Origin of the sequence: Meiothermus rufus DSM 22234 (assembly GCF_000423425.1) — a bacterium.
Lineage (GTDB): Bacteria > Deinococcota > Deinococci > Deinococcales > Thermaceae > Meiothermus > Meiothermus rufus.
Window position 1 is genome coordinate 1 of record NZ_AUHY01000027.1, and the last position, 21,162, is coordinate 21,162.

Sequence of the window (21,162 nt, forward strand, 5' to 3'; positions counted from 1 at the left end):
AGCGAGTTCATGGCCGAGTTTGAGGAGGCCTGCTGTGCTCTGGGGATTGCCTTGTTTGTGCTGCCGCCGAGGAGTCCTAAACTCAATGGTCACGTGGAGCGGGTGCAACGGACCTTTAGGGAGGAGCTCTATACCCGGCCTCTGCCCCCCCGGCTCAGCGAGCTACAGGCAGAGCTGGATGCCTACCTGGACCACTACAACCGCCGAAGGCCTCACATGGCCCTGGGGGGTCTTGCTCCCTTGGAGTATTTAGCTAAGATGCAGGAGGAGTCGGTTCCCCAGTCTCACATGTGTTGACCGATTACACCCACTTCACTGGGAGGGGTGGTTCGTGTTATTGTGCAGGTGCGCGTGAGACCGGAAAAGGTGTATCGCAGGATGCCTTTTCCGGCTGGGGAGGGTGGAGAAAGCCCGACCTAGTTAGGCAAAGCTCGAGATACCGTAGCCTGCCCACACGACGCGACCATAAATCGCGTATTTCCCAGCCACAAGTAAGCCTAAGTAGGAGGACCTGTGATGAAGCGTTGGTTTCCCATCGTTGGCCTAGTGTTGGTGGCCCTGGCTGGGTGGGGTCTGGCCCAGCAGCGCGGGGGGGCGATCACCATTGCCATCCAGACCGAGCCGGCAGCCTGGGACCCCACCCAGGTCGCCGGGGCCGATATCTCCCGGGTGGTGTACGACAACGTTCTGCAGGGGTTGGTCAAGCGCAACCCCAAGGGCGAGATCGTGCCCTCGCTGGCCACTCGCTGGACGGTTTCGGACTCGGGCCTGACCTATACCTTTACCCTGCGCCAGGGGGTCAAGTTTCACGATGGTTCCGACTTCACCGCTCAGGACGTGCTGGCCAAGTTCAACCGGGCCCGCAACCCCGATACCCGGGCCTCGGGCCACCTGCGCCCCGACCTCTACCGCGACATCGCCAACATCACCAGCCCCAACCCCAACACGGTGGTCTTCAACCTGCGCCAGCCGAATAACGACTTTTTGTTCATTCTTTCCCGCCCCGAGTCGCTCATCGGCCCGCGCAACCGCTCACTGGCCGAGCAGCGTACCCAACCCATCGGCACCGGTCCCTTCCGCTTTGCTGGGTGGGAGCGGGGGGTGGCGGTGCGCCTCGAGCGTAACCCCAACTACTACCTACAAGGCTTGCCCTATCTCGACCGGGTCAATTTCCGCTTCTTGGGGGACGGCGATGCCCAGCTGGCAGGGTTGCGGGCTGGCGATCTGGACGTTATCGCCTACAGCCTGCTGCCGGAGAACGCGGTGGTGCTCTCGCGGGATAACAACTTTAGGGTTTTCTCCGGTACTGCCACCGCAGAGGCCGTGGCCGGTTTCAACAACAGTCGCCCGCCCTTCAACGATGTGCGGGTGCGTCGGGCCATCACCCTGGCCACTAATAAGGACGAACTAATTCAAGGGGCCATGCTGGGCTACGGCACCAAGATTGGCTCCATGCGCTCGCCGGGCGAGGCCTGCTACGTAGACTTATCCAACTTTAATGCCTACAATCCCGACGAGGCCCGCCGCCTTTTGGCCGAGGCTGGCTTCACCAACCAGAACCCTCTGCGCTTTACCTTCAACCTGGCTGCGGAGTTTCCCTACGAGCGTCGGATTGGCGAGGCCATGGTGGCCCAGCTCAACCGCCTGGGGCCTTTGCAAGTGAGCATCCAGGTCACCGATTTCAATACCTGGATTCAGCGGGTCTTCACCCAGGCCGATTACGCCATGACCATCATCGGTCACGTGGAGGCCAACGACATCGGCAACTATGCCAACCCTCGCTACTACTGGCGCTACAACAGCCCCCGCTTCCAGCAGCTTTTCACCCAGTACCTGCGGGCCCCCAACCAGACCAAAGCCTGTGAGGCCCTGGCCGCAGCCCAGCGCCTTTTGGCCGAGGATGCGGCCGGCGTCTGGGTGATGAGCCTGCCAGCTTTGGGAGCCCACCGGGCCCGGGTGCAGAACTGGCCTGAGGGCTTCCTCAGCCCTGGGATTAGTGTGGCTGAGGTCTGGGTGCGCTAGAACCTTGTAGAAGCTGTGCCGATAGCCAAACACCTCTTGGCTATCGGCTATTTCGTTATGGAGCAGGCCCTGAAGCCTGAGCTTTGAGGGTAATATCTAGCCAGGAAGCCCATACCGCCATGTTTGCCTATACGATTCGTCGCCTCGGCTTCGCTCTGGTCACCTTGTGGCTGGCCACACTTTTGGTGTTCGGGGCTATGTTGCTGATTCCAGGTAACCCGGCCCAGGCCATTTTGGGCATCGAGGCCACCCCCGAGGATGTGGCGGCCCTCGAGGCCCGCTTGGGCCTAGACAGGCCCCCTTTGGAGCGCTACTTGAACTGGCTGGGTGGGGTGCTACGGGGGGATTTGGGCCAGTCTATTCGCTACGAGACCCCCATCGCCGAGCTTATCGTGGCCAGGCTGGGCATCACCTTGCCCATCGTGTTGATCTCCTTATTCCTAGCCACCTTGTGGGCGGTGCCTCTGGGGGTGCTGGCCGCCCGTCGGGCCGGTAGCTTGGTGGATCTAGGAGTCTCGATGGCCTCGTTGGTGGGGATTGTGTTGCCTTCTTTTTGGGTGGGGCTGATGTTTATCTACATCTTCATCGTCTGGCTCAAGCTGCCCCTGCCCACGAGTTTCCCCATTGGGGGCTGGGCAAACCTCGAGCGTGCCCTAGCGGCGCTGGTGCTGCCGGTACTGACGGTAGCCCTAGCCAGTGCCGCGTTTTTGGTACGGCTGGTACGGGGCAGTGTGCTCGAGGTGCTCTCCCAGGACTTCATTCGCACCGCTCGGGCCAAGGGCCTGCTCGAGCGTCAGGTGCTCTACAAGCATGCCTTGCGCAATGCGGCCTTGCCGGTGGTAACGGTACTGGGGCTGGAGTTCGCTAACTTGCTCATCGCTACGGTGGTGGTGGAGACGGTTTTTGGCATCCCCGGCCTGGGCTCACTCTCCCTAACCGCCATCAGCGCGCGCGACTACCCGCTGGTGCAGGGGGTGGTGCTGGTAATCGCCGCTTTTATTGTGCTGATGAACCTGTGGGTGGATCTGCTCTACGCTCTACTCGATCCGAGGGTGAGTTATGCCTAAGCTGCCCCTTTCCCTTCGGCTAGGTGCTTTTTTGATCCTCTGCCTCTTGCTGATGGTATTGGCCAGTGCGTTGAGCCCTACCGACCCCAATGCCACCACCCCCAGCCGCCTGGCCCCTCCACTAACCCAGGGACACCCACTGGGCACCGACATCCTGGGCCGCGATACCCTGGCCCGAGTGTTGGCCGGAGCGCAGAACGCCCTGTACGTAGGCTTGATTGCGGTGGGTATTGGACTTTCTTTGGGGCTATTCTTGGGGGTGCTGGCCGGGTATGTAGGGGGATGGCTAGATCAGGTGCTCTCGGTGTTTTTGGAGGCCCTTTATGCCCTGCCAGCGCTGCTTTTGGCCTTGCTGCTGGCGGCTATTTTCCAACCGGGGGTGACCACCTCGATGGTGGCCATTGGCCTGGCTGCGGTACCCGCCTTTGCCCGGGTAGCCCGCGCCGGGGTGTTGTCGGTGAAAGCCCTGCCCTACATCGAGGCAGCCCGGGCGCTGGGTATGGGCCATGGGCGCATTATGCTGCGGCATGTTCTGCCCAACATCCTGGGGCCTTTGGTGGTACAGGCCAGCCTGGCCTTTGCGGTGGCCATTCTGGCTGAGGCTGCGCTTTCGTATCTAGGCTTGGGTACCCAGCCCCCCAACCCCAGCTGGGGCCGGATGCTGCGGGAAGCCCAGAGTTACCAGGAACTCACCCCTTACCCGGTTGTCTTCCCTGGCCTGGCCATTGGCTTGGCGGTGCTGGGCTTCAACCTGCTGGGCGACGGGCTGCGGGACTACCTCGACCCAAGGAAAAAAGGCCAATAGGAGGCATCTATGGACTACAAAGACCTGTTCCGACTGGAAGGTAAGGTGGCGCTGGTAGTGGGTGGGGGTTCGGGTATTGGGCAGGCTTCCTGCCAGGCCCTGGCGGCTCAGGGGGCTACCGTGGTGGTTGCCGATGTGCAGGCCGAGGCGGCTGCCGAGATGGTTTGCAGCATCGAGGCAAAGGGGGGCAAAGCCGAGGCCCGTGTGGTTAACATCACCGATGCCAACGGGGTTAGAGAGCTTATTCAGGCGATTCTGCAGCGCTACGGTCGGCTAGATGTGGCGGTCTCCACTCCTAGCATCAATGTGCGCAAGCCTGCGCTGCGCTATACCGAGGAGGAGTTCGACCGGGTGGTGAGCGTCAACCTCAAGGGCACCTTCCATGTGCTCACCGAAGCAGGGCGGGCCATGGCCGAGCAGGGTTCGGGCTCGCTAATTGCTTTTTCCTCCATTCGCTCCCTGGTGGTGGAGCCAGGGCAGTCGGTATACGCCATGACCAAAGCCGGTACCGTACAGCTTGTGCGGGGCCTGGCGGTCGAGCTGGGCCCTAAGGGGGTACGGGCCAATGCGATTGCCCCCGGGGTGATCGACACCCCTCTAACCGCCCCCATCAAAAACCAGCCAGGCTGGTACAAAGCCTACGCCGAGCGCAGCATTCTTCAGCGCTGGGGCCGGCCAGAAGAGGTGGCGGCGGCGGTAGTCTTCCTGGCCTCACCGGCGGCTTCCTACATCACCGGCAGCGTGCTGTTCGTGGATGGCGGCTGGACGGCCATTGATGGCCGCTACACTCCTCCTCTGTAGCCCGTGCTTTGCGTGGCTTTCAAACACATTCCAGGGGGTCTGATATAGTACCCTGGTGCTGCTTGGCCTATGGGCCGGCGGAGAAGAGGGATGGGTCGGAATAGTGCACACTGGTTTGCCCTCCCAGCAGTAGCGCTGCTGGGCGTGTTTTTGCTCTATCCCTTCTTGGATGTGTTGCGTTTTTCCACCTGGGACTGGTCGGGGCTTTCCGAGCCGCGGATGATCGGCCTCGAGAACTACCAGAAGATTCTGCGCGACCCCGATTTTTATAACAGCCTGCGCATCACCCTAATCTTTGGGGTGATGACCCTGGTGCCCTTCGTTATTCTCTCTATTTTGCTGGCGCTGGCACTAGACGGCCAGCCCTACGAGCGCCCCGTTAAAGCCCTGCTCTTCTTGCCGGGGCTGGTGACGTTGGGTGGGGCTGCGGTGGCCTGGTACACCCTGTTTTCCCCCGAGTATGGCGCGCTGGCTTCGGTGTTTCCGGTTCCCCGCTGGGATCAGAGCCCCTTCTGGGCGCTGGTGCTGATCATGCTCTTTACTATCTGGCGGCATATCGGCTATGGGGTGCTGGTGGTCTCGGCCCGGCTCAAGGCCATTCCCCGAACCCTACTCGAGGCCGCCGCGGTGGATGGGGCCACCCCGGCCCAGGCTTTCCGCTACATCACCCTGCCCTTGCTGCGTCCGGCTATCACCTTTCTGGTGGTAATCGGTACCGTGCTTACCCTGCAGGGCTATACTGCGGTTTTTCTGCTTACCCGGGGAGGGCCTTTCGGGGGCACCGAGGTGCTGGGCTACTACCTCTACAAAACCGGCTTTGAGGTGGGCCGCCTGGGCTACGCGGCTGCCCTCACGGTGGTCATTCTCATCCTGACTTTGGCCTTTGCCCTGGCCCAGGCCCGGCTTTTGCGGGAGGAACGCTGATGCGCTGGTTGGGGCATCTTTTGGTTTGGACGGTAACCCTACTGGTAGCCCTGCCCTTTATCTGGATGGCCTATGCGGCCTTTATCCCGCCTGAGGTGATCTTTAGCGGCGAGATTTTCAGCGCGCTGGGCTTCAGTCTGGCCAACTTCGAGGTGCTGGGCCGGGGCGGTTTCTGGGAAGGTTTCTGGGGCCGGCTTTTGTTCTCGGTGCTACTCACGGGCAGCGTAACCTTGCTACAGCTCACGACCGGCTTCCTGGCGGCCTACGCTATCAAGGAAGGGGCCCGGATTCTGCCCTTTTTCCTGGTGCTGCTGGCCATTCCGGTAGAGCTTTTGCTGGTGCCGCTGTACGGCCTTCTGGTCAACCTGCGGCTCTTGGATACCCTCTGGGCTCTGGTGCTGCCCTTCGCCGCCAGCCCCTTCATCGTCTTCCTGCTTTTCCAGGGGATGCGAACTGTACCGGAAGAACTGCTGGAAGCAGCCCGCCTCGATGGGGCCGGGCATCGGGTTTTGCTGACGCGTATTTTGCTGCCACTGCTGCGCCCCCAGCTGATTGCTGCCGGGGTACTGGCCTTTGCCGCCCACTGGAACCTGGTGCTTTATCCGCGCATCGTGGCGGGCAGCAAGGAACTCAAGACGGTGCAGACCTGGATTACCGATTTGCAGCGCCAGAACCCCGCCGACTGGGGGCCGCTTTCGGCGGCAGCCTTGGCTGCGACCCTGCCTTTGGTCATCCTCTACCTACTCTATGAGCGGCGGATTGTGGAGACCTTCGAGGAAGGGCTCAAGGGGTAGACCAGCAAAGGGGCATCTGTGGCCCTTTCTCATCCGGGCTATGGTAAACTAGGGCGGGGCTCGAGGTGCCTCGAGCCGTGGGGGTTATGCCCATGCGCTTGTTGATGCTCGTTGCTCTGGGATGGGGGTTGGCCCTAGCCCAGCGTCCGTTGGATATCCCCTTTTGGCATACGGCCGGGCCACCTGGCCAGGAAATCTTGGAGGCCCATATCCGCGAGTTCAACGCCTCGCAGCGGGAGTACCGCATTGTGCCTAGCTTTGTGGGCGATTACCGCGAGGGTGGACTCAAGCTTCTGGCCGCTTTGCGCTCGGGTGGGGCGCCAGTCCTTTTCCATGCGGAAATCTCTTTCTTGGGGCGCCTGGCCCAGGACAACGTGGCCTTGCCTCTGGACGCTTACCTGAGCGGCCTACCCACCGATTTTTACCCGCGTTTCCTGGACACCGGTAAGCTTCAGGGGCGTACCTATGGCCTGCCGCTGGGCCTCTCCCTGCCGGTGTTTTTCTACAATGCCGATCAGTTTGCTGCCCGGGGTCTGGGGGCTCCCCGTACCTGGGAGGATGTGGCCACCGCAGCCCAGCGCCTGACCACCCGGGCCGCCAAGGGGTATATCGTCTCCAGCGATATCTACAGCTTCAACGTGCTGGTGATGAGCCGGGGGGGCTCGCTGGTAGATGCTCAGGGTCGGCCTGACTTCACCAACCCCAAGGTGGTGGAGAGCCTGGAGTACCTGCAAAGCCTGGTGCGGCGGGGTGTGGCCCAGAGCCGCAATATTGCCGAGGCCCAGTTCTCGGTGGCCGACTTTTTGCGCACCAAGGCTTTTATGGGCATTGCGCCCATCACCATGTGGCCCCTTATCGAGAACCGGGCCCCCATTCCCTTCCGCCTGGGTGTAGCGGCAGTGCCGCGTTCTGAGGGGGGCAAAGTGCCGCTAGCCGGAGGTACGCTGGTGGTGCTACGAGGGGCCAGTGAGCAGCAGACGCGGGGTGCCGTGACCTTCTGGCGCTACTTGATGGAACCAGCCAACATTGCTCGTTGGGTGCAGGCCACCTATTACATGCCCATGCGCCGCTCGGCCCAGCCTTTGCTGGAGGACTTCTACCGTGAGGACCCCCGCCGCCGGGTGGCCTTCGCTCAGGTAGAGCATGCCGATGTTTGGTTGCAAGACCCCGAGTTTACCGTCTGGTATAGCTTCTTGGAGGACGCCCTCGAGCGCGCCCTAAAAGGCAATGCCACCCCCCGCCAGGTGTTGGAAGAGGCCCAGCGCCGGGCTCTGGCAGTGGAGCGGCGGTAGGGCTGACCTGGCGCTGACGGCTGGATGCTTCCCTGTTTGTGCGTAGAATGGAGCTACCCACAGGAGGAGCATGGTGAAGCGTTTGTTGACATCCCTGGTTGCGCTGGTTGGGTTGGCCTCAGCCCAGACTGAGATTCTTTTCTGGCACAGCATGGACGGCCCCGCCGAGCGGGCTATTGCCCAGTTTGCGGCTAGCTTTAATGCGGCCCAACGCAACTACCGGGTTACACCTCGTCTAATCGGCGACTACCGTGAGGGAGAAACCCGATTGCTGGCGGCTTTGCGCGCGGGTGGAGCCCCGGTGCTGTTTCAGGCGGAAATTCTGTTTTTTCCCCGCCTGGTGGCCGAAGGGGTGGTGCTGCCTCTGGACGAACTGGCGAATGCCTTGCCCAAGGCCTTTACCGACGATCTGTTCGAGGCGGCCTGGGAGTACGGCCTGATTAACAACCGTCGCTATGGCCTGCCCTTCAATACCTCGACCCCGGTGCTCTTTTTCAACGAGAACCAGTTGCGGGCCAGGGGGCTCAAAGTGCCGACCAACTGGCGAGAGTTCGAGCAGGCCGCTCGAGGGCTGACCAGCCGCAGCTCTGAAGGCTTTATTGCCCTCACCGAGTCGTGGACCTTTGAGGCCCAGGTGACCAGCCGGGGGGGGAACCTGGTGACAGCAGATGGTCGGCCCAACTTTACCTCCCGCGAGGTGGTGGAGACGTTGGAGTACCTTCAGCGCCTGGGGCGCGAGGGGCTTACCAGCGTGCGCAACCTGTCCGAGAGCTTCTTCGCCCAGACCGACTTCATCCGCACTAAGGGCATGATGGTTATGGCCTCGATCGCCAACTGGCCAGCAGCCGAAAACGCCTCTTTTGCCTTCAAGCTGGGGGTGGCGCCCATCCCGCGCGAGCCGAACGGTAAGGTGCCTCTGGGCGGGGCACAACTGGTGGTGCTGCGGGGGGCCAGCCCTGAGCAGCAGCGGGGGGCCTTCGAGTTTTGGCGCTTTCTGATGGAGCCGCAGAACATCAAAACCTGGGTGGAAGCCAGCTACTACGTACCGCTGCGTAAGTCAGCCACACCCCTGCTGGAAGCCTTCTACCGCGAGAACCCCTACCGCCGGGTAGCCTTCGAGCAGGTGGCGGTGGCCCAGCCACGCCCTAGGGTGCCGCAGTTTAGCGTGTGGCGCACCTACCTCGAGGAGGCCCTGGAAAAAGCCCTCAAGGGCAGCGTGCCAGCCCGCCAGGCCCTGGAAGAGGCCCAGCGCAAGGCCGAGGCGGCGCGGTAGCCTTTATTTGGCCAGGCGCTCCTCGAGGCCCCGCTCTTCGATGGCCCGGCGGGCCTCCCGGAAGACGTACAAGGCCAATACGGGAAAGGGTATGGCCTGCTCGAGGGCTTCCTGCACGGTAAAGTAGCGCGCAGGGTCCGAAGCGCGTACCCGGGGGGCCAGCTCGGACCACAGCCGCAGGAGTTCTTCGCGGTTGTGCGGGGGGTTTTCCTCGAAGCGTTTGAGGGGGTCGGTGGAGGCTTTCATTTTCAACAGGTAGGCCTGAGCGCGCCGCTTCACGCTCTAAAGCCTAGCCCCCTTCTGGTTTTTCAACCGTATTCCAGATTAAGCACCGACCAACCGTTTGGTCTTCAGGATGAGGGGCAGCTCACTCTCCAGGGTTCGCTCGCTTGGGGCAAACACCTGGCGGATGGGGGTAGGGTCGGCGGTGTTGCCCATCTTGAGCTGGAGGTACTGGTCGCGGGTGAGGGGGCTGAAGGGTAGGGGAGAGATCAAGGGCACCACCCAGTCCATCAGGGCTAGGGGGATGGACCATAGCGGTTTGCGAGAGCCTAAGACATCGCGCACCAGTAGAATAAGCTCGCGAAAAGTGTACTCTTTGGGCCCTACCAGGTCGTAGCGCTGGTGGAGGGTGGCTGGGTTGCGCAGGGCCTGTTCAAAGGCCTGGGCCACGTCGCCCACCCAGATGGGACGGAAAACGAAATGCCCATCCCCGATGAGGGGGATAAAGGGTATAGGGGCAGTGACCAAACCCTTGAGGATGCCTCCGAAGAACTCGTCTCCGGGCCCGAAGATCAGACTGGGGCGCAGGATGGTCCAGTCCAGCCCAGAGGCCTCGACCAAAGCCTCGCCCTCGGCCTTGGTCTGGTAATAGCGGCTGCCAGTACCGAGGGCCGCCCCCAGGGCCGACATGTGCAGGAAGCGGCGGATACCCGCCTCTTGCGCGGCGGCCAGGCTGTGGCGCACCCCTTCCACGTGGGCCTGCTGGAAGGTCTGCCCCCTTTTTTCGCGGATGATGCCGACCAGGTAGACCAAAGCCTCCTGCCCCTGGGCGGCTTCTAGCAGGCCCTCTCCGGTAGCCACATCGGCCCGCAGGTAGCGCACCTCGGCTAAAGCCCCCTGGCCCCGCCTCGAGGCCACGCTCACCTGGTGACCCTGGGCCAAAAGATGCTGGGCCAGGTGGGTGCCCACGTAGCCGCTACCGCCAATGAGGAGGATTTTCATGGGTTATACCGCTTGCAGCAGCCGGCTCTCGGCCTCGAGTTCCAGGGCTTTGCGGTCTACCAGGTAGATTTTGCGGTAGCCGGTGTCCAGAAGCCCCTCGTGCCTGAGGTCGGAGAGCAGCTTGCTGACCGATTCGCGCGTAGAAGCGGTGGCGTCGGCGATCTCCTCGTGGCTGGCGGTCACGTAGACCCCCCGTTCATCCTGGCCTTTGGCCGCGGTGGCGGCCAAATAGAGCAGGTAGCGGCAGATGCGGCTGCGCAGCTCGCCCCACTGCAGGTGGGTCTCGTAGGCCTGCACCTGCACCATCTGGCTGGCCAGGCTACCGGCTAGGGCCCGCATCTCGTCGTGGGTGAGGGCTTTAGGGTCCAGTGCAAAGGCGGCGGCCTCGGTCAGGGCCTCGGCGGTGTACTTGTACTGCCGTTCGGTAAGGGCCTCCTCGCCGAAGTAGTCGCCGGGCAAAACGTGGCGCAGGGTGAGCTGCCGGCCATCGGGCAGGATTTCCACGATCCGCACCAGGCCCCGCTCGAGGCGATAGATGGCTTCGGCGCGGTCGCCTGCCCTGTAAACCACTTCTTTCCTACGCACCTTTTTCATGCTGCCTCCTTAGACAAAACCTCTGATGCCCTGTCGCTGTGTGTGTGGATGCCTACCATAGACCCGCCTCCTTTAGGGCTACCGAGAGGGATTCGGCCAACTCGCGCGGGTCGTTACCCAGGTAGCGGGCCCCCAAGCGTTCGACGAGTTGTGGGTTGTGGGCCGCAGCCCGCCCCCCCACCACCACCAAGGGGGCCAGATGCCGCAGGGCCTGGTGGGGCAAAGACTCCAGGGAAACGGGTTGCGAGGCCGAAAGCACGATAGCCTTGGCTCCGGTGCGTTCAGCGAACGACTGCAGGTCGGCCAAGGGGGTGTTGGGCCCCAGGTAATGCACGGTGTAGCCAGCCCGTCGCAGGAACAAGGCGGTGATCAGGCTGCCGATCTCGTGCTGCTCACCGGGCAGGGTGGAGACCACCACTACCGGCCCCAGTACTCCGCCCATCAGGCTCAGCAACCCCTGTAAAGCCCCCCGTAGGTAGGTGCTGGCCAGGTGTTCCTGGGCCGTGCTGACCCGGCCCAGGTGCCAACCATCTCCGATACGGCGCAGGCAGGGGGCCATGACCTCCAGTACCACCGTTTCCAAAGGGTGCAGCCGGTAGGCCTCAGAGAGTACCCGGTCGGCGGCCTCGGTATCGGCCCGTAGCAGGGTCTCTTCCAGCGCCCGGGAGAGGGCCTCGGGGGGGCGTGGTCCTTCCTGGGTCAGACCCTCAAGGTAGCGTTTGACCGCCTGGGCAGGGGTGATGCCTTCGGCGATCCACTGCTTAATCTGGCGCAGGGCCTCGAGGTCGGTTTGGCTGTACAACCGGTGTCCGCCCGGCGAACGTTCGGGCCGGGGGAAGCCGTAGCGCCGTTCCCACTGGCGCAGCAGGGCCGAGGACAGGCCAGTGCGTTCCTCGACCTCGGCGATGGTATAGACCCCCATATCGCTGCGCATCTTGAAAAGAAGTGTAGTATGATTGTATAACTTTTGTCAAGTCTTTTAGAAGACTTTGTATAAGTTTAGGAATCGGTCTAAATGAAAGCCCCCTTTTTCCCCGACCAACGCGTGAAGAAGCCCCTCACCCTGGCGCATTGGGTCAACCTGTGGCCCCTAACCGCCTGGGGCTACGAGCTATGGCGCTTCAGGGCCCTCAGCCTGCTCTCGGGCCGGCCCTTTCCCCTATCGGAGGAGTTAGCCCGGATGTTACAGGCCATGGAGCCGGTAGCAGAGAGGGACTTTCTGGACCTGGGTACTTCCACCGGGCTTTATGCCCGGGCCTTGCTAAGGGCTGGGGCCACACGGGTTTGGGCCCTCGATCTCTCCCCGGCCATGCTGCGGGTGGCCTGGCGCAAGGCCCAGGGCCATCCCAGGTTGGTGCCCTTGCTGGCCCGAGCTGAGGCTATACCCCTAGCTTCGGCCTCGGTGGATGGGGTAGTGGTGGGGGGAAGCTGGAACGAGTTTCCCCAACCCCAAGAGGTGATCAGGGAGATGCACCGGGTGCTAAGGCCAGGGGGGCGCCTTTGGATCATGTTCAGCCACCGCTCGGCCAGTCCGGTGCAGCAGCTTCTGGCTTGGAGCGGTCTTCGCTTTCCCACCCTCGAGACATTGCTGGAATCCCTGTCGAAAAGTGGGTTCGCCGTGCGCGGCTGGCGGGAAGGAGCGGTAGGATTTGTAACAGGGACAAAAGTCACATCTGGGGTATAAAGGCATTCTAAGCCCATCAGGAGCGCAAGGAGTCCGTTATGGAACCCAATTGGCAAGCTGTATCGGCTATTATCCGCCGCCACTCCGCCACCTTTTATTACGGTAGCTTGCTCTTCCGGGGGGAGGCCCGCAAAGGGGCCTGGGCCGTGTATGCGGCTTGCCGCACGGGCGACGACGCGGTGGACGAGTCGGCCCATCCCCAGGCCGACCTCGAGGCGTGGTGGGCCGGCATCGAGCGGGCCTATGGCGGCGCGCCTAAAAAGAACTGGGAACTAGCCCTAGCCTGGGCTCTGGAGCGTTGGGCAATTCCTCGCCAGGCTTTTGCCGACATGTACCAGGGCTTCCTTACCGATTTGGGCCCGGTGCGCTTAGAGCGCATGGAGGAGCTGTACACCTACTGCTACCGGGTGGCGGGCACGGTAGGGCTGATGATTGCCCCCATTGGCGGGGCGGGTTCGCAGGGTCTTGGGGCGGCTGTCAAGCTGGGCCAGGCCATGCAGCTGACCAACTGTCTGCGCGATGTAGGTGAGGACCTGGCTCTAGGCCGAGTGTATCTGCCTGCTGAACGGATGCGCTTTTATGGGGTGCGCCTAGAGGATCTACAGGCAGGCCGCGTCACTTCCGGCTATGTGGCCCTAATGCGCGAGCTAGCCGCAGAGGCCCGCCGGCTCTACCGCGAGGGGCTTTCCGGCCTCAGGTACCTCAGGACTGGGCGGGGGGCGGTGGCGTTAGCCGCTTTGCAATACCAGGGGATTTTGGACAAACTCGAGCTGAACGGCTGGGATAACCTCTCGTGCCGGGTATCACTCTCGGGCCTCGAGCGGGTTATACTCCTGCCCAGGGCCTTTTGGCTGCGAGGGGCCTGAAGAGGCCCACAGCCAAAAGCGCTACAAAGCCAGATAAGTAGCCAACAGGGATAAGTGATAACCCGTATGATGCTCCCGTATGCCGGATTTTGACGTGGTGGTGGTGGGGGCAGGGCACAACGCCCTGGTGACGGCGGCCTACCTGGCCCAGGCGGGCTACCGGGTGGGGGTGTTTGAGCGGCGAAAGGTACCGGGGGGTGCGGTTTCCACCATCGATTATGAGGGCTTCCGCTTCGACCTGGGGGGCAGTGCCCACATCCTGATCCGCCTGACCCCCATTCCCGAGGAGCTAAAGCTATACGAACATGGTCTAGAGTACATTGAACTCGACCCGCTTTTTCACGCTTCCGATGGCCAGCAAAGCTGGTTTGTCTGGCGCGACCCCGAGCGCACAGCGGCAGAGCTGGAGGCGCGCTACCCAGGGCAGGGGGCAGCCTACCGCCGCTTCATAGCCGACTGGTTGCCCTTCGCGCAGGCGGTCAAAGAGGCTTTTCTCAGCTCTCCTAGCCCCCTGAACCTGGGAAAGAAGCTCATCTGGGGAGCGGGCTTCGGGCGTGACTGGCAGAAGCGGCTGCCCCAGATTCTGCGGCCTTATGGCGATGTGGCCAAAGAGTATTTCAGCGAGGAACGGGTGCGTGCGCCACTGGTGTGGATGGCCGCGCAGTCCGGCCCGCCCCCTTCCGATCCGCTTTCCTCTCCCTTTTTGCTCTGGCACCCGCTCTACCACGTGGGCGGAGTGGCCCGGCCCCGGGGGGGCTCGGGAGGGCTTTCGTTGGCCTTGGTACGGGCCATTGAGGCCGCCGGGGGGAAGGTGCATCTGGACAGCCCTGTCTCGGAGATTATTGTTGCAGACAACAAGGCTGTTGGAGTTCGCCTTATGGATGGGCAGAGCGTGAGTGCGCGGGTGGTGGTCTCGGGGGCGCACATCCAGAAAACCCTGGGGATGTTGCCAGCCGATAAGACACCCGAAGCAGCCAAAGGCTTGCGGGTCGGCAATGGTTTTGGCCTGATTCTTCGGCTGGGTCTTTCGGAGAAGTTGCGTTACCAGACGCATCCCGGCGACGAATCGCGTATCGGCCTGGGGCTTCTCATCACCGGTGAGCTACAGCTAAACCGGGCCTATGGCGACTACCTGGCCGGTGAGCCTACCCGCGACCCTCCCCTGATTGCCATGAGCTTTACTGCGGTAGACGAGACCCTGGCCCCCCCCGGAGGCGAGACCCTGTGGCTTTGGGCCCAGTACTACCCCTACCGGCTGGCCTCGGGCACCTGGGAAGCCCGGGCCGCGGAGGCCAAAGAGGGGGTGCTTCGTAGCTTCGAGCGCTTCGACCCTTATATTCGTGGCAAAATTGTGGCCGAGCTGGTGCAGACACCGCTTTGGCTGGAGCAGGAGTTCGCCATGCCTATGGGCAATGTGATGCACCTGGAGATGAGTCCTGATCAGATGTTCCTCTTCCGCCCCTGGCTAGGCGCCCATGCCTACAGGTTTCCCGGGGTGAAAGGGCTCTACCTGACCGGGGCCAGCACCCACCCAGGCGGGGGCATTATGGGAGCCAGCGGGCGCAATGCGGCCCGGGTACTTCTCAGGGATTTGAGCCGGAAGCAGCTCTAAGACTAGGGCTCGGCCTCGAGGCCCACGCTCTGGTACAGCGCCGCTACCTCCTGGGGGAAGAGAGGGCGGCAGGCCCCGGGTGGCAGATCGGGGGGTAGCTCGAGGGGCCCGAAGGACACGCGCCGCAGATAGCGCACCTGGTTGCCCCGGGCAGCGAACATGCGCTTGATCTGGTGGAAGCGGCCTTCGCGGAGGATGAGTTCTACCTTTCGCGCATCCGGGCCGATGTATAGCTCGGCGGGCCGGAGCGGCTGTCCATCGAGTTCTAGGCTACCCGAGGCGAAGGCTATAGCGTCGGCTGGGGTGGCTGGGGCGGCCAGCTCCACGTAATAGCGCTTGGCCACCTTCCAGCGGGGATGGGTCAGGCGGTGCAGCAGCTCGCCGTCGGTGGTGAGGAGGAGTAAGCCTTCAGCATCTTTGTCCAGGCGCCCTACTGGCATCCAGTCGGGTCGTTGCCACTGGGGGGGCAGCAGGGCGGTGACGGGTAGGCCGCTGGGGTCCTGGGTTGAGGTGAGGTAGCCAGCAGGCTTGTGCAGCAACAGGTAGAAGTGGCGCTGGTAGGCCAGTGGGGTACCGTCTACCTCGAGGTGGGCCTGGCGGGGGTCGAGCTTGAAAGCCGGGTCGGTAACCACCTGGCCGTCTACCCGAATCCGGCCTGCCTTGGCCAGCCGGTGAATTTCCTTGCGGCTGCCCACCCCCAGATGCCCCAGCAGTTTGTCTAAGCGTTCCTTGGCCATAGCGTTACGGCTGGCGGTTGAGGAGCCAGTAGCCCAGTCCCAGCAGCAAAAGCCACAGCCACCAGCGCCTAAGCCATCCGCGCCGCTCGGGCAGGGGCGGGGGTGTAGCCGAAGCCGGCCCTATTGGGCGGGGGGGGCGGGTAGGGGGGCGCATCTGTAGGCGTTGTGCCTGCTTGATGTGATGTACCGCTTTATCGATCTGCCCTTTTTTTCGGTAGGCCGCGCCCAGGTTGTGGTGGGCCAGGGCGTAATCGGGGTTTTGCTTGAGCACCTCCTGGTAGATGCGGATGGCCTCGTCGGTCTGGCCGGCCTCGAGGGCCAGGTTGGCCAGGTTGGTCTTGGCCCGGTAGTGGCCGGGGTCTAGCTGCAAAGCTGCCTCGAAGGCCTGTTGGGCCCCGGCTCGGTCGCCCTGGCGAATCCGCAGCACCCCCAGGGCAGTCCAGGCCTCCGCGCCCAGGTGAGGGTTCTCGAGGAAGCCAGAAAGAGCTGCTTCGTCCTCTTTCTCCAGGGCCTCGAGGGCGGCTTGGGCGTGGGCGATGTCTAGGTATTCGGCGATTAGATCGCCATCCTGCTGAAGTACGCGCCGGGCCTTTTCGTACTCCTTCAGGCGCAGCCAGTCGCGCAGCTCGAGCAAGACCGCCAGCGCATCGGCGTTTCCCGTTTCACCAGCCCACAAGCGCGTACGCGCCTCGTCGTAGCGGCCTCGGCGGATTAGGGCATCCAGGTCTTCCACTGGGCCTAGTCTACCCTAGCGAGGGGGGAACTAGCGCCGTTCGTAGGACATAATCTTGAAAGAGGCCACGATGGTATCCCTGGGAATTCGCGCCGCTACCGGGATGTTGCCCATGGTCGGAATATAGGTCACTTCAGCCCGCTGGCCCGCGTTGCACGGGTCGTTGTTGCCTGCGCCGGTCGTGCAGAACTCGTTGGCTACCACCGAGCCCAGGGTGCGCTGATCGCGCCGGGTGCGGAAGCGGTTTCCAGCGTAGAAAACCCCCATGGCGTTGTCGGTAAGCTGCTCGATGTTGTTCTGCGCCAGCAGGCCTAATACCTGGTTGGGGAAGGTGGCCGAGCTGGCATCGGGCAGCAGGTCGCCGTTCAGGGTAATACTGCCGCCCTCCACAAAGATCGAGGCATTGCGTTTGGAGGGATCGGTGAAGTCAAAGGCTTGGTAGTTGACGGCCCTGTCAAAGATGACATTGAGGCCACTGACGTGCAGTGTGCCGTAAATTTCCAGAGTACCCGGATTGCCCGCGCTATAGCGGAAGCCGCCGGTTTTGCCGTTGAGGGTGTAGCGGCAGTCCACGCTGGTGCTGCCAAAGCGCAGGACGCCCCCACTGAGCACATTCCCCAAAACACACGATAGCGGACTGGTGGGCAGCGCCCCCAGCGGGAAGAGGATAGCGCTACTGGTAATCCGCAGCCCCCTATTCGCCGCTTCCTCGCGTACGCAGGTAGCCCAGGTACGGCTGGGGTCTTGGGTGCAGGGGGTGGTGTGGAACTCGGGGAAGCGGGGGGCCAGGGCAGGAGGGAGGTCAAAGGCCCCCCGGTCGTCGGTGCAGATGCCCCGGTTAGCTTGGCAGACATTAGAGGTGTTGCCAAAAATATCGTTGATCGAAGCCCCCACATAGGCCCCCAGCAAGCGGTTTTGTGGTGTACCGTACTGAGCGCTGCCGCCCACTTCCACCCGTCCATACTGCACCCGCAGGGTGGCGCAGAGGTTGGAAAGACTGCGCATATCGGCGTTGAGTCGGTTAGCCAGCAAGGTGTCGTTGGTGTAATTGTACTCATTCAGCATCTCGAAATTGCCGTTTGAGTCGATCACTACCTTGCTGGGGTTGTTGCTCTGGCCCTGCACATAGAGTCCCCCACGTATGGTAGCCCCGCCGTTGAGGTGGCGGTTGGCCGCCCCTGCTCCGCTAAAGATGGCGTAGTTCCAGGGGCCGGTGTTGGAGAGGTCGAAGGTGGCCTGCACAATGGCTTGGGAACCATTAAAACGCCCCACCGAGCGCACCAGCATGAAGCGGGAGCGGGTAGGGTCTTGGGCTATGGTCACAGTGTAGGTTCCGGTACCACTGCCCATCGGCACGCTGCCGCTGCGGGTGGCGGGAAGGGTTTCATCGGCATCGATGCTGCCGTTGCGGTTCCAGTCTACTCCCCCGGCCAGCACGTTGTCGCACTCGCTGCGGGAGGGGGCGTTCTGGCTAGCGGTGTTGCTGATTCTTTGGGAAAGCTGCCAACGGTAGGCTTGGAACAGGCGGGTTTTCCACTCCTGCAGGCCGGTCTCGGCTACGTAGTAGGCTTCGGTGGCGCCGCGTTCATTGCGGGCGCTCCACTGGCTAATCATAGTGGTCACCGAAGTGGCAAAGGTCAGCAAGGCTACCGCTACCAGAACGGCCAGGGTGACCACCAGGGCGATTCCTTGGGCTTTTTGCATTACAGCACCTCGTCGGTTTTTAGGTTGCGGATGGGTACCCGCTGGGCAATGGTGTAGGTATAGTCCCCCTGAGGCGAGACCGCCGTAACTGTGACCAGAGCGGCCCGCACAAAGCGTTCAGTGGGGTTAGCGACCACGATGCAGCCGCTGGGCAGGCCCACCTCGGTGGCTGCCGCATCGCCGCATACGTAGCGGATGTTAAGCTGGGTGATATTGGGGGCCAGCTCGCGGTAGCTGCTGGTGGGGATGTTGTTGGTGGGCGCTTGGCTACAAGGCACATCTGCCCGCAGCAAGGTGGTGCCGTCGAAGCGATACCCTACCGCGCGGCATTCCTGGCTGCTAGGGTATAGGCTGCTGTGGTAGCGGGTGGTAAAGGTATCGCGGCTACTGTCGTCGGTGCCGGTCAGGCAGGGGGTACCCGGGGCGCAGGAGACCCAGTTGGTCTCGTCGAATAGAATCCGATTGTTGCGGATAAAGCGGCTCGAGCCGGCCAGGATGAGGTCTTGGCTGACCAATTGCAAGACCAGGCGAGCCCGGTCCTGGACCTCGTTGCGCGCCTGGATGATGCGGGTATCCTGGGACTGGCTGGCAAAAAAGCGGGTGGCTAGTCCCAGTACGATGCCGAATATGGCCAGTGCCACCATCAACTCGAGGATTGTTAGACCTTTAGGGCGCATAAACCTCTCCTAGTTGACCGGTGGGCAGGGCTCGAGGTTGTCCGAGCGGATAGCAGCGGTGCGGGAAGCAAAGCCGTCGTAGCAGGAGACCTTAGTGGCCAGGTTGATGGTGATGCCCTGGCTGGTAGCCGAGGCCAGGATGAGAACCTGGCCTTCCCCCTGCAATCCCTCTGTAATTCCACTTTTGATGGTAAAACCGGTCCCCGAGCAAACGAAGCCGTTTCCGCTTTCATTGCCAGTGCGACAGCCGTTGTAGTAGAGGGTGAAGTTGGCCAGCACCTCGCCCACCTTGTTTTCCAAGATCTGTGTGGCAGTATCCTTCACCTGGCTCACCACCCCGGCTCGGGCGGTGGCCTGGTAGTTGACCACCTGGGAGAAGACCAAAGCCCCAAAGGCTACCGCCATCACCGCCAAGGCGATGAGTAGCTCTACCAGTGTGATTCCTCGATTTTGCATACTGGCTCCTATGGACAACTAGGGTGTATCTGGGCCCGGCCCTGGGGGTTGATGTTTACAAACCGGCTATACGAGCCAATGCTTAGTTCCACCGTGCGGCTGGTGGCTAGTTGGTAGACCCCCCGGGCATCGAAGACAATTTCTGCAGCGGAAGAGGCAGCGGCATCGGCAGCGGTGCACTGCCGCAGCCGACCCACAATTCGGCCAAACTCCCCCTGGCCCAACTGGGTGCGGCTGACGACGGGGTCGTTGCTGTCCAGCCCGTTTTGGTCGCTATCGACCACAATTTCGTAGTAGTTAGCCCCGCTGGCGAAGTTGAGGCGAAGGCCCACTGGAACATTGCGCCGTAGGGCCTCAAGACGGGCCCGGTTCACATCGGCTGCGAGAATCTGGGCGGCCTGGTTGACCCGCATCCGGTCGGAGCTGAACCATCCCCCGCCTAGGGCCAGCAGGATGCCCAGGATGACTACGACCACGAGTAGTTCGATTACGCTCAGACCATTAGCGTGTTTCATTCATTCCACCCCAGTGCTCCTAGCTAACAGCAGCTTATGAAGATAGAAAACCAAGTACCAGTGATTTTCAACCTAGCCAGGGCTTGTTTGGGGGGTGCTATGTAACGAGCAGATTAATGGCGCATATCCCCATTTAGAAAAGATATTGGGGGGCTTTTCCCTTTGGGAGATTAACAGGCACCCCCCCCATTAGGGGGGTACATCCTTGCCTCCACTTCCCCCACCCGCTACCCTAGACCCCATGACCTACGGCGACTGGGCCCTGCTGCAAGACCGGCGGGGGCGCACCTACCTGTTCCGCCTCGAGCCCGGGGGCATCTTCCACTACCACCGGGGCTCCATTTCTCACCAGGCCATCGTGGAGGCTGGGGCTGGGCGGCGCATCGCCACCCCCCAAGGAGAACCCTTCACCATCCACCGCCCCACCCTGGAAGACTACGTGCTGCACATGCCCCGCGAGGCCACCCCCACCTACCCCAAGGACGCCGCCACCCTCTGCTTTCTGCTCGACCTGGCCCCGGGAATGCGGGTACTGGAGGCTGGCTCGGGCTCGGGGGGGCTGACGTTCTACCTGGCCCGGGCGGTGGGGCCGGGGGGCCAGGTCTGGAGCTACGAGGCCCGCCCAAAGCACCTCAAAAGGGCCCAGGCCAACCTGGCCGCCTTTGAAGACTGGGGCAATGTGACCTGGGTGGAGGGCGACCTGGCCCAGGCCGAGCTGCCCCCAGCCTTTTTCGACGGCATTGCCCTAGACCTGATGGAGCCCTGGCGGGTGCTGCCGGCAGTCACCCCAGCCCTCAAGCCCGACCGTTTTCTGGTCTGCTACCTACCCAACCTGACCCAGGTGGTTGCTTTGCTCGAGCACCTTCAGGCCCAGAAGCTGCCCTACTTGCACGAACGCACCCTCGAGGTGCTCCACCGCGAGTGGGACATCCGCCCCCCCATTGCCCACCCCAAGTTTCAGCAGGTGGGGCATACCGCCTTTTTGGTGCAGCTAAGACGGGTTGAGGGGGACTAACGTTTCCCATAACCGGCAGCAAAAACTAGAGCTCCGAAGGAGCGACGTTTTGCGCTACCACCCGCTCCATTCTGACCCTCGAGGCGGGTCGGGCCATACTGACCGTTACGTTGTGGGGCCCAACCGCGACCTTGTCACAACAGGGCGGCGCTAAAGCGTGCTCAGGAAAGCGGCAGGCGTAAAAGCCTGCACCACTGCTTTGCTGCGTTCCAGCTGTTCCTGGTCGAGGGTGATGAGTTCGGCAGCAAACTGGGCGGCTGTGGCCACGTAGACCGCATCGGCCCCGCGCAGGCGGTGCTGGGCTGCCCGTGCGGCTCAGCGCTGTTGCAACCTCGACCAGAAGCAGGGTGGGGATGAACACCGGCTG

22 protein-coding genes and 1 pseudogene are annotated in these 21,162 nt (G+C 62.6%); 13 read left to right on the forward strand and 10 right to left on the reverse strand.

Annotated elements, in window-relative coordinates; genetic code table 11:
* The 9 genes and pseudogenes from G552_RS14920 to G552_RS0106455 all read left to right on the forward strand — a co-directional run.
* Positions 1-308, forward strand: a pseudogene (locus G552_RS14920) (integrase core domain-containing protein); the annotation flags it as partial.
* 208 nt (positions 309-516) lie between these two features.
* Positions 517-2,022, forward strand: coding sequence for an ABC transporter substrate-binding protein (locus G552_RS0106420; RefSeq protein ID WP_027882282.1), 1,506 nt, complete (start codon positions 517-519; stop codon positions 2,020-2,022).
* Between the two features lie 119 nt (positions 2,023-2,141).
* A complete protein-coding gene (locus G552_RS0106425; protein WP_027882283.1) occupies positions 2,142-3,089 on the forward strand; it encodes an ABC transporter permease in 948 nt (315 codons plus the stop codon).
* The gene (locus tag G552_RS0106430) at positions 3,082-3,894 is read left to right on the forward strand and encodes an ABC transporter permease (protein WP_027882284.1); all 813 of its coding nucleotides are present in this window, start codon (positions 3,082-3,084) and stop codon (positions 3,892-3,894) included. The genes G552_RS0106425 and G552_RS0106430 overlap by 8 nt, the downstream gene beginning before the upstream one ends.
* Before the next feature lie 9 nt (positions 3,895-3,903).
* Positions 3,904-4,695 (forward strand): SDR family NAD(P)-dependent oxidoreductase, encoded by a 792-nt coding sequence (locus G552_RS0106435; RefSeq protein ID WP_027882285.1) that lies wholly within the window; start codon positions 3,904-3,906, stop codon positions 4,693-4,695.
* Between the two features lie 90 nt (positions 4,696-4,785).
* Positions 4,786-5,619: a carbohydrate ABC transporter permease gene (locus G552_RS0106440; protein WP_027882286.1), complete on the forward strand. Its 834-nt coding sequence runs from the start codon at positions 4,786-4,788 to the stop codon at positions 5,617-5,619.
* On the forward strand, positions 5,619-6,413 hold the full coding sequence (locus G552_RS0106445) for a carbohydrate ABC transporter permease (RefSeq protein WP_036270400.1): 795 nt from the start codon (positions 5,619-5,621) through the stop codon (positions 6,411-6,413). Before G552_RS0106440 ends, G552_RS0106445 begins: the two co-directional genes overlap by 1 nt.
* A 92-nt stretch (positions 6,414-6,505) precedes the next feature.
* Positions 6,506-7,705 carry an ABC transporter substrate-binding protein gene (locus G552_RS0106450; protein WP_027882288.1) on the forward strand — a complete coding sequence of 400 codons (1,200 nt, stop codon included), beginning with the start codon at positions 6,506-6,508 and terminating at the stop codon, positions 7,703-7,705.
* 70 nt (positions 7,706-7,775) lie between these two features.
* On the forward strand, positions 7,776-8,978 hold the full coding sequence (locus G552_RS0106455; protein ID WP_051195714.1) for an ABC transporter substrate-binding protein: 1,203 nt from the start codon (positions 7,776-7,778) through the stop codon (positions 8,976-8,978).
* Between the two features lie 3 nt (positions 8,979-8,981).
* Here G552_RS0106455 and G552_RS0106460 read toward each other — a convergent pair whose 3' ends face one another.
* From G552_RS0106460 to G552_RS0106475, 4 genes are read right to left on the reverse strand one after another with little or no spacing between them, the layout of a single operon-like run.
* The gene (locus G552_RS0106460; RefSeq protein ID WP_027882290.1) at positions 8,982-9,257 is read right to left on the reverse strand and encodes a hypothetical protein; all 276 of its coding nucleotides are present in this window, start codon (positions 9,255-9,257) and stop codon (positions 8,982-8,984) included.
* Between the two features lie 45 nt (positions 9,258-9,302).
* A complete protein-coding gene (locus G552_RS0106465) occupies positions 9,303-10,202 on the reverse strand; it encodes a complex I NDUFA9 subunit family protein (protein WP_027882291.1) in 900 nt (299 codons plus the stop codon).
* A 3-nt stretch (positions 10,203-10,205) separates the two neighbouring features.
* Positions 10,206-10,796, reverse strand: coding sequence for a transcriptional regulator LdrP (gene ldrP / locus G552_RS0106470; RefSeq protein WP_027882292.1), 591 nt, complete (start codon positions 10,794-10,796; stop codon positions 10,206-10,208).
* A 52-nt stretch (positions 10,797-10,848) separates the two neighbouring features.
* Positions 10,849-11,730 (reverse strand): MerR family transcriptional regulator, encoded by an 882-nt coding sequence (locus G552_RS0106475; protein ID WP_027882293.1) that lies wholly within the window; start codon positions 11,728-11,730, stop codon positions 10,849-10,851.
* 81 nt (positions 11,731-11,811) lie between these two features.
* On the opposite strand from G552_RS0106475, the gene G552_RS0106480 reads away from it, so the two are divergent.
* The 3 genes from G552_RS0106480 to G552_RS0106490 all read left to right on the forward strand — a co-directional run bounded on the left by G552_RS0106480 (position 11,812) and on the right by G552_RS0106490 (position 14,958).
* Positions 11,812-12,480 (forward strand): class I SAM-dependent methyltransferase, encoded by a 669-nt coding sequence (locus G552_RS0106480; RefSeq protein WP_036270401.1) that lies wholly within the window; start codon positions 11,812-11,814, stop codon positions 12,478-12,480.
* A gap of 38 nt (positions 12,481-12,518) precedes the next feature.
* Complete coding sequence (locus G552_RS0106485) at positions 12,519-13,346, forward strand: phytoene/squalene synthase family protein (protein ID WP_027882295.1); 828 nt, start codon at positions 12,519-12,521, stop codon at positions 13,344-13,346.
* 79 nt (positions 13,347-13,425) lie between these two features.
* Entirely contained in the window at positions 13,426-14,958 is a 1,533-nt protein-coding gene (locus G552_RS0106490; RefSeq protein WP_027882296.1) for a phytoene desaturase family protein, read from the forward strand.
* Between the two features lie 2 nt (positions 14,959-14,960).
* On the opposite strand, the gene G552_RS0106495 is transcribed toward G552_RS0106490, so the two are convergent.
* The 6 genes from G552_RS0106495 to G552_RS0106520 are packed head-to-tail and all read right to left on the reverse strand — an operon-like array spanning position 14,961 to position 19,780.
* Positions 14,961-15,695, reverse strand: coding sequence for a pseudouridine synthase (locus G552_RS0106495; protein ID WP_027882297.1), 735 nt, complete (start codon positions 15,693-15,695; stop codon positions 14,961-14,963).
* Between the two features lie 4 nt (positions 15,696-15,699).
* Complete coding sequence (locus G552_RS0106500; RefSeq protein WP_245575133.1) at positions 15,700-16,428, reverse strand: tetratricopeptide repeat protein; 729 nt, start codon at positions 16,426-16,428, stop codon at positions 15,700-15,702.
* Between the two features lie 30 nt (positions 16,429-16,458).
* A complete protein-coding gene (locus tag G552_RS0106505) occupies positions 16,459-18,132 on the reverse strand; it encodes a PilX N-terminal domain-containing pilus assembly protein (RefSeq protein WP_027882299.1) in 1,674 nt (557 codons plus the stop codon).
* Positions 18,132-18,809: a PilW family protein gene (locus G552_RS0106510; protein WP_027882300.1), complete on the reverse strand. Its 678-nt coding sequence runs from the start codon at positions 18,807-18,809 to the stop codon at positions 18,132-18,134. Before G552_RS0106510 ends, G552_RS0106505 begins: the two co-directional genes overlap by 1 nt.
* A 9-nt stretch (positions 18,810-18,818) precedes the next feature.
* Positions 18,819-19,265, reverse strand: coding sequence for a type IV pilus modification PilV family protein (locus G552_RS0106515; protein WP_027882301.1), 447 nt, complete (start codon positions 19,263-19,265; stop codon positions 18,819-18,821).
* 8 nt (positions 19,266-19,273) lie between these two features.
* A complete protein-coding gene (locus G552_RS0106520; protein WP_027882302.1) occupies positions 19,274-19,780 on the reverse strand; it encodes a GspH/FimT family protein in 507 nt (168 codons plus the stop codon).
* A gap of 241 nt (positions 19,781-20,021) precedes the next feature.
* On the opposite strand from G552_RS0106520, the gene G552_RS0106525 reads away from it, so the two are divergent.
* Positions 20,022-20,795 carry a tRNA (adenine-N1)-methyltransferase gene (locus G552_RS0106525; protein WP_027882303.1) on the forward strand — a complete coding sequence of 258 codons (774 nt, stop codon included), beginning with the start codon at positions 20,022-20,024 and terminating at the stop codon, positions 20,793-20,795.
* The last annotated feature ends 367 nt before the right edge of the window (positions 20,796-21,162 follow it).

Excerpts from the sequence above, each read along its gene's own strand:
- G552_RS0106420 (WP_027882282.1), top strand. The coding sequence starts at position 517 with ATGAAGCGTTGGTTTCCCATCGTTGGCCTAGTGTTGGTGGCCCTGGCT.
- G552_RS0106425 (WP_027882283.1), top strand. The coding sequence starts at position 2,142 with ATGTTTGCCTATACGATTCGTCGCCTCGGCTTCGCTCTGGTCACCTTG.
- G552_RS0106430 (WP_027882284.1), top strand. The coding sequence starts at position 3,082 with ATGCCTAAGCTGCCCCTTTCCCTTCGGCTAGGTGCTTTTTTGATCCTC.
- G552_RS0106435 (WP_027882285.1), top strand. The coding sequence starts at position 3,904 with ATGGACTACAAAGACCTGTTCCGACTGGAAGGTAAGGTGGCGCTGGTA.
- G552_RS0106440 (WP_027882286.1), top strand. The coding sequence starts at position 4,786 with ATGGGTCGGAATAGTGCACACTGGTTTGCCCTCCCAGCAGTAGCGCTG.
- G552_RS0106445 (WP_036270400.1), top strand. The coding sequence starts at position 5,619 with ATGCGCTGGTTGGGGCATCTTTTGGTTTGGACGGTAACCCTACTGGTA.
- G552_RS0106450 (WP_027882288.1), top strand. The coding sequence starts at position 6,506 with ATGCGCTTGTTGATGCTCGTTGCTCTGGGATGGGGGTTGGCCCTAGCC.
- G552_RS0106455 (WP_051195714.1), top strand. The coding sequence starts at position 7,776 with ATGGTGAAGCGTTTGTTGACATCCCTGGTTGCGCTGGTTGGGTTGGCC.
- G552_RS0106465 (WP_027882291.1), bottom strand. The coding sequence starts at position 10,202 with ATGAAAATCCTCCTCATTGGCGGTAGCGGCTACGTGGGCACCCACCTG.
- ldrP (WP_027882292.1), bottom strand. The coding sequence starts at position 10,796 with ATGAAAAAGGTGCGTAGGAAAGAAGTGGTTTACAGGGCAGGCGACCGC.
- G552_RS0106475 (WP_027882293.1), bottom strand. The coding sequence starts at position 11,730 with ATGCGCAGCGATATGGGGGTCTATACCATCGCCGAGGTCGAGGAACGC.
- G552_RS0106480 (WP_036270401.1), top strand. The coding sequence starts at position 11,812 with ATGAAAGCCCCCTTTTTCCCCGACCAACGCGTGAAGAAGCCCCTCACC.
- G552_RS0106485 (WP_027882295.1), top strand. The coding sequence starts at position 12,519 with ATGGAACCCAATTGGCAAGCTGTATCGGCTATTATCCGCCGCCACTCC.
- G552_RS0106490 (WP_027882296.1), top strand. The coding sequence starts at position 13,426 with ATGCCGGATTTTGACGTGGTGGTGGTGGGGGCAGGGCACAACGCCCTG.
- G552_RS0106495 (WP_027882297.1), bottom strand. The coding sequence starts at position 15,695 with ATGGCCAAGGAACGCTTAGACAAACTGCTGGGGCATCTGGGGGTGGGC.
- G552_RS0106505 (WP_027882299.1), bottom strand. The coding sequence starts at position 18,132 with ATGCAAAAAGCCCAAGGAATCGCCCTGGTGGTCACCCTGGCCGTTCTG.
- G552_RS0106510 (WP_027882300.1), bottom strand. The coding sequence starts at position 18,809 with ATGCGCCCTAAAGGTCTAACAATCCTCGAGTTGATGGTGGCACTGGCC.
- G552_RS0106515 (WP_027882301.1), bottom strand. The coding sequence starts at position 19,265 with ATGCAAAATCGAGGAATCACACTGGTAGAGCTACTCATCGCCTTGGCG.
- G552_RS0106520 (WP_027882302.1), bottom strand. The coding sequence starts at position 19,780 with ATGAAACACGCTAATGGTCTGAGCGTAATCGAACTACTCGTGGTCGTA.
- G552_RS0106525 (WP_027882303.1), top strand. The coding sequence starts at position 20,022 with ATGACCTACGGCGACTGGGCCCTGCTGCAAGACCGGCGGGGGCGCACC.